The organism is Nocardia sp. NPDC060220 (assembly GCF_042727815.1).
GTDB lineage: Bacteria > Actinomycetota > Actinomycetes > Mycobacteriales > Mycobacteriaceae > Nocardia.
On record NZ_JBHWZY010000379.1, the window covers coordinates 1 to 6,427 of the forward strand.

Here is a 6,427-nt window from a genome sequence, read left to right on the forward strand (position 1 = left end):
GCGACCAGCTTCTAGTCGTGCTTTGAGTTCGAAGGCCATGTTGCGGCCCGCGACCCGGCGGGCTCGATTGGCCGCGGCCAGCGCGCGCGGCGGCTTCGACGCGGCCGTGGTGGGCTCGGCGTGCAGGAAGTAGTGCAGGACGGCGCCCTCGGGGACGGCCTCGAGCCATACCTCCATGGTGCCGGTCAGCGCGCCTGCCACCGTCCAGCGGATGCCTTTGTCGCCGCGATCCTCGCGCACATCGAGGCGCAGGTCGGGCCACCAGCGGCGCCAGTTGTTCGCGGCGCTGAGCACCTCGGCGATCGCGGTGCCGGGTGCGGCGAGGAAGGTCTGATCTGCGACCTGGATACTGCTCACCCGGCTGAGCGTAGTGGACGCCACATCGGGCCCGGCCAAGGTGTCACCGCAGCAGTTCCCGCAACCGGGCGCCCTGACGGTCCCAATGCCAGTTCCGCTCCACCCAGGCCCGGCCCGCGGCGCCCATCTCGGCCGCCTTGTCCCGGTCGGTGAGCAGCTCGACGATGGCATCGCTGATCTGCGGGACCGACCGGCCGTGCACCACGATGCCGGTCTCGCCCTCGCGCACCGTCTCGGGGGCGCCGCCGGAGTCACCCGCCACGACCGGGACCCCGGTCGCGGATGCCTCGAGGAAGACGATCCCGAGCCCCTCGACGTCCAGGCCCGCCCCGCGTGTGCGGCACGGCATCGCGAACACATCGGCGATCGTGTGATGGGCGGCCAGCTCGCCGGAGGGCACCCGCCCGGTGAACACCACACTGTCCTGCACGCCGAGCGCCTCGGCCAGCGCGCGCAGGCGCGTCTCGTACGGTCCACCGCCGGCGATCACCAGCACCGCGCCGTCGACGCGCTCGCGGATCTCGCTCATCGCCACGATCAGCATGTCCTGACCCTTGCGCGGGACCAGCCGCGACAGGCACAGCACCGTCGGGCGCTCGCCGAGGCCGTAGCGGGCGCGCAGCTCCTCCCGGGCGGCCGGGTCGGGCCGGAACTCGGTGGGGTCGACGCCCGGCGGCAGATGCTCGAGTGCCGCGCGCGGACCGAAGGCCGAGGCGAAACGGCCGCGGGTGTACTTGCTGACGTAGGTCACCACATCGGTGTGCTCGCCGATCGATCGCAGCACCTGGCGCGAACCGGGCAGCATCGACCAGCCGACCTCGTGACCGTGGGTACTGGCCAGGATGCGCTCCGCGCCCGCGCGCCGCAGCATCGGCGCCATCGCCGCCAGGGGAGCGGCCGCGCCGAACCACACGGTGTCGCAGCCGTGTTCGCGCAGCAGCGCACTCGCCCGCTTGATGACCGCGGGGGTCGGCAACATCAGTGTCGTCGGATGACGCACCACCTGGAACTTCTGTGCGGCGTCGAACTTCTCGTGGCTGTCACCGCGCCAGCGCGGGGCGTATACCACCAGGTCCTCGGGCGGCAGCTGATTCGACAGCGCCTGCAGATACGACTGGATTCCGCCCGGCCGAGGCGGGAAATCGTTGGTAACCAGCAGAGTTCGGGCCATAAGAGAACAACCTAATCGGTCGGCTGACGGGTGGGCGGACGTGGTCAGGCGTACCCGCGCCTGCGCGCCGTCATGCGGCGCGGCCGCGTAACCAGGCCCGCCACCCGTCCAGCAACTCGGCGCGCGAGGCCCCGAGCACGGCGGTGAACGCCGCATCCTGGGCCGCGGGGGATTGCGGGCCGGTGGCCAGGCGCTTGTACAAGGTGGTGAGGGCGGTGGTGCCGTAGCGGTCGGCGAGGAAGGCGCAGGTGCTCCACGCGCTTTCGTAGGCGTAGGCCGCGTCGACACCGGTGAAATCGGTATCGGCGACGAGTTCGGTGGGCAGGGCGCCGCCGCGCAACCGGGTGGTCAGCGTGGGCGCGATCTGGGAGAAGGTGGTCTGCTGATCGCGCTGAGCGACGTACTCCGCGAAGCCCTCCAGCATCCACAGCGGTGCGCCGTCGGTGGTGTCGGCTCGGGTGGCGAGGTGGGTGAGTTCGTGGCGCAGCAGCGTGGCCATGCCCTCGTTGCCGACCCGCCTGCGGGCGTCGGGGTTGAACACGATGCGCTGGTCGGTGGGCTGGGTGCCCGGGGTGTAGGACCCGGTGAGCGACACGGCGGCCACGTCGGCGCCGGTGGCGCCCGCGGACCTGGTCAGCGCGGTGAATTCGGCGGGAGTGCTCGCCACGACCACCACGGGCGCGCGATTCCACTCGGTGCCCCACACCGCGCTCACATCCGAAATGGCCCGGCCCAGCTGTTGTTCGAGGACATCGAGATCGGCGCGATGGCTGGGGTGGGCCACCAGCAGCGCTGGGGCCGCGGCACCGTCGGCGACTTCACGCACCAGGATCGGGCCATAGGGTTGCAGCTCGCGTCGCACCGGACTCAAGCGCGGATTGTCGATGCCCTCGGAGGTGTCGAGGACTTCGGCCTCGTCGGTGGCCAGCTGCAACGGACCCGCGTTGCGCGGCACCAGGATCAGTGCCACGCACGCCCCGGTCAGCAGTGTGACCGAGGCGAGCGTGATGCAGAATTCCAGGCGGCCGTTCGACGAGAACCACGAACGCAGGCCCGAGCGGGGGGACGGATCGGTCACCGGTCTTGCTCAGTATCGCCGGGCCGAGTGGTACGGGGTGGTGTTGATCGGCGCGACAGCGACCGGAACGCCGAACGTGGAGGCGTGCACCATCATTCCGTTGCCCGCGTAGATGCCGACGTGGGTGATGTCGGGATAGAACAGGATCACGTCGCCGGGCAGCAGTTCGTCCTTGGACACCGGCGTGCCGTAGCCCGCCTGCTGGGAACTGGTGCGCGGCACGTTCTTGCCGACCTGCTTGAACGCCCACTGCACGAGACCGGAGCAGTCGAACTGATCGGGCCCGGTGGCGCCCCAGACATACGGATCGCCGACGCGGGTGAGGGCGGCGGCCAGCGCGCTGGTGCCGCTGCCGGGGACCAGGCCCGCGAGCAGCGAATCACGGTCGAAGCCAGGGGGGAACGGTGAACCGGCCAGCGTCGACTTGTCGCGCGCCGAGAGCTGGCTCCACGCCTCGACCACCGAGGTGGTCGAGGCGGCGAGGTCCTGGCGTTTGCGTTCGACGTCGGCGCGCACCGCGTCGGCGGCGGTGGTCGCGGCGTGCGCCGCCTCGGCGGCGGTGCGGGCGACGGCGTCGGCCGCGGTGGCGGCGTCGGCGGCCTGCTTGAACTGGCGGACCGTGTCGGTGGTCTGCTGGGCGAGCACGTCCAGCGTCGACATCTTGTCCAGCAACTGCTGCGGTGAACCGCTCGATAGCACGGCGAACATGCTGTTGGTGCGTACGCCGGTATAGGCGGCCACGGCGGTGCGGTCGATCATCGGCTGGAACCTGCGCACTTCGGCGCGGGCGGCCTCGACGACCGCGGAGGTGGCGGCGACCTTGTCGTCTGCTTCGCGTTGCAGCGCGAGCTTGGCGTCGAGATCGCCTTGCGCGGTGAGCGCGAGCTGGTTGAGCTGCTCGGACTGGCGAGAGAGGTCGACCATGCGCGAGATCGCGTCGGTCGCGGTGGTCGGCAGGGCCACGGGGTCGGCACCGGAGGGGCCGGCGGTGTAGATCGCGCACACCAGGATCGCGGCGGAAAGGGCTCCGGCGAAACCACGCGTGGCGTGCGAATTCCGGTGGTGTGCAGTCACAGTGGCCCGTGCCCCGTTCTCTCGTTGTCCGCCGATACAGCGCACTACCTGAGCGCGTTCTCCTCGTCAGCCGAGAAGGTCTCGATCAGGTTACGGAACTGTATGCAGTCGTGTCCAGTAAAGGTACGTGCGCCGTCCAACCCAGTGGACGGCGCACGTACTCGGACGATCAGTGCCGTGACGGTGCGCACTTCCCCGCGAACTGCGCATCACGCGGCATTCGATCAGAAGCGTCGAGCACCCGCGAACGGCATCGACGACAGCGACGCGATCTGAACGGGGGTGCCCGCGGTGGAGGCGTGCACGACGTTGCCGTCACCGGCGTACAGGCCGGAGTGGCCGCCGCCGTAGAACGACACCATGTCGCCGGGCTGCAGGGCATCGATGGAGACCGGGGTGCCGGCGCCCAGCTGGGCGTCGCTGGTGCGCGGAATGTCCATGCCGGCCTGGGCGTAGGCCCACTGGACCAGGCCCGAGCAGTCGAAGGCGTTCGGGCCCGCGGCGCCGTAGACGTAGGGCGAGCCGATCTTGCTCAGCGCGGCATCGAGGGCGATGTCGGCGGCGGTGGCGCGCGGTGCGGTGAAAACCTGCGGCGCGGCCGGGATCTCGATGCCGGGGACGCCCTGGGGCAGCGGAATCTCGTTCGGAACCTCGAAAGTGCCGATGCCGGGCACGGTCACCGGGGTGGCCGATGCCGGGGCGGCCGGCAGGAGGAACGCGCCGATGGTGGCAGCGCCGACGGCTCCGACGGCAACGGCACGCTGCGCCTGACGCTTGACGGTGTTGTTCGCCATGATGCGGAACTTCCAATCTGCCCCACGACGCCGTGTCCGTTTGACGCGGCGGGCTTCGTCTCGCTGACCGTTTCCGATCGGCGGGACTCCGTGAGGTCTCAAAAAGGTTACGAAGACATCACGGGGGTTTGTAAAGTCGGACATCGGTCCAAGGGGGGTTTCGGCTGATATCACCGAAGAATGTGTGCGAGCTGAGTCACACCCGATCACGAAACGATAACGCCAGGTCGCGGCGATCGAGATTTCCGGGTGCTACCGGCGCGTCGCCAATAGGGCTCGCGCGGCGATTTTCGTGCCCAGAATCGGTAAATCCGCAGGTCGCGCAGGCTTGGAGCATGGTTTGCCTGCGTGTCGGACGGTTCGCCTCACGGGCGGCGCGCCGTAAGCTGCGGCGCGCGCAGATCGGTAAGGCCGATTACCCATTGAAATCTGATGAACTCATGTGAATTCGATAAGAATGTGAGCCCGGTCACAAATCAGTTTGATCTTGGGCATTTTGTTCGCATCAGAACGAAAGTCTCGCGCCGAATTGTCGGCTCCGAAGATCACGGCCCCGGGTTGTGCCGGGTCGCGGGACGGGTCGCCGGGTGGTTCTCTCCGACATCTACTGGCCATGGCCGACTCGATGCGCTCGGAGGAGGTGCGCCCGAGCGGCTGGGCGGTCATCGAGTTCGGGCCGAGCTTGTCGGACCCCCGTCCTACGCTGCTCGCCGTGCCCGATCCCGTTCCGCTCCCGGCTGCCGCTCGGCAGTTGGCCTTCGACGAGCTCGATACCCCGCTGTATGCCACCACTTTCGTCGTCGTCGACCTCGAAACGACCGGGACCAGCGCTGATCGGGACGCGATCACCGAGATCGGGGCGGTGAAGGTGCGCGGCGGTGAGGTGCTGGGGGAGTTCGCGACCCTGGTGAATCCGGGGTACGCGATTCCGCCCGCCATCGTGCAGATCACCGGGATCACCACGGCGATGGTGTACGGGGCGCCGCGGATCGAGGGGGTGCTGCCGGGGTTCTTCGAGTTCGCCGCCGGGGCAGTGCTGGTGGCGCACAACGCGCGGTTCGACACCGCGTTTCTCAAAGCGGCCGCGGCGCGTCAGGACATCGCGTGGCCCAATCCGCAGGTGTTGTGCACCGTGAAGCTGGCGCGGCGGGTGCTCACGCGTGACGAGGCCCCGTCGGCACGACTCGGGGTGCTGGCACAGCTCCTCGGTGCGTCGACGACACCGACGCACCGCGCGCTCGACGACGCCCGCGCCACCGTCGACGTGCTGCACGCGTTGATCGGCCGGGTCGGCAATCAGGGCGTACACAGCCTGACCGAGCTGCTCGACTACCTGCCCGGCGTCACCGGAACCCAGCGCGCCAAGCGCACTTTCGCGACCGATCTGCCTGCCGCGCCCGGCGTCTATCTCTTCCGCGGACCGTCGGACGAAGTCCTCTATATAGGGACTGCGGTGAATCTGCGCCGTCGTGTCCGCAACTACTTCACCGGTTCGGAGACCCGCGGCCGGATGAAAGAGATGGTGGCACTGGCGATTCGGGTCGACCATGTGGTGTGCGCGCACGGCCTCGAAGCCGGGGTGCGCGAGCTGCGGTTGCTCGCCGCGCACGCGCCGCCGTACAACCGCCGCTCCAAATTCCCCAAGCGTGGGTGGTGGCTCACCCTGAGCGAGGAGGCGTTCCCCCGGTTGACCGCGGTGCGCACCCCGACCCGAACCGCGGTGGGGCCGTTCAATTCCCGGACCGACGCCGTCGACGTGGCGTCGACGATCGCCGAATTCGCCGGAATCCGAACCTGCGCCACCCGCCTCATCCGCACGGCGAAACACACCTGCCCGCCCGCGGTGGTCGGCGGCTGTCCCGCCGCACGCCACGACGCTGACCACGACGCCGCGAGCTACGCTCCGGCCGTCGACGCGGTCCGCGACCTGTTCACCGGCCGCGCCGACACCCC

6 protein-coding genes are annotated in these 6,427 nt (G+C 69.5%); 1 reads left to right on the forward strand and 5 read right to left on the reverse strand.

Annotation, left to right across the window (positions count from 1 at the left end; genetic code table 11):
- The 5 genes from ACFWF3_RS20010 to ACFWF3_RS20030 form a co-directional block, all read right to left on the reverse strand.
- Positions 1 to 357 (reverse strand): polyketide cyclase / dehydrase and lipid transport (locus ACFWF3_RS20010; protein WP_379314815.1); only part of this gene is annotated, 357 nt, incomplete at its 3' end.
- A 43-nt stretch (positions 358 to 400) separates the two neighbouring features.
- Positions 401 to 1,528 (reverse strand): glycosyltransferase family 4 protein, encoded by a 1,128-nt coding sequence (locus ACFWF3_RS20015; RefSeq protein ID WP_378992538.1) that lies wholly within the window; start codon positions 1,526 to 1,528, stop codon positions 401 to 403.
- Between the two features lie 70 nt (positions 1,529 to 1,598).
- Positions 1,599 to 2,606, reverse strand: a complete 1,008-nt coding sequence (locus tag ACFWF3_RS20020; protein ID WP_379314816.1) for a peptidase MA family metallohydrolase — start codon at positions 2,604 to 2,606, stop codon at positions 1,599 to 1,601.
- Positions 2,607 to 2,615: 9 nt separating this feature from the next.
- Positions 2,616 to 3,680, reverse strand: coding sequence for an NlpC/P60 family protein (locus tag ACFWF3_RS20025; protein ID WP_379314817.1), 1,065 nt, complete (start codon positions 3,678 to 3,680; stop codon positions 2,616 to 2,618).
- A 224-nt stretch (positions 3,681 to 3,904) separates the two neighbouring features.
- Positions 3,905 to 4,474, reverse strand: coding sequence for a C40 family peptidase (locus tag ACFWF3_RS20030; protein WP_378636581.1), 570 nt, complete (start codon positions 4,472 to 4,474; stop codon positions 3,905 to 3,907).
- A gap of 712 nt (positions 4,475 to 5,186) precedes the next feature.
- Between ACFWF3_RS20030 and ACFWF3_RS20035 the strand changes: the two genes are divergently transcribed.
- The coding region (locus ACFWF3_RS20035) for a DEDD exonuclease domain-containing protein (protein ID WP_379314818.1) at positions 5,187 to 6,427 on the forward strand (1,241 nt) is incomplete at its 3' end.

Bases quoted from the DNA above. Each gene is read 5' to 3' on its own strand.
- ACFWF3_RS20030 (WP_378636581.1), bottom strand. From the start codon at position 4,474: ATGGCGAACAACACCGTCAAGCGTCAGGCGCAGCGTGCCGTTGCCGTC.
- ACFWF3_RS20015 (WP_378992538.1), bottom strand. From the start codon at position 1,528: ATGGCCCGAACTCTGCTGGTTACCAACGATTTCCCGCCTCGGCCGGGC.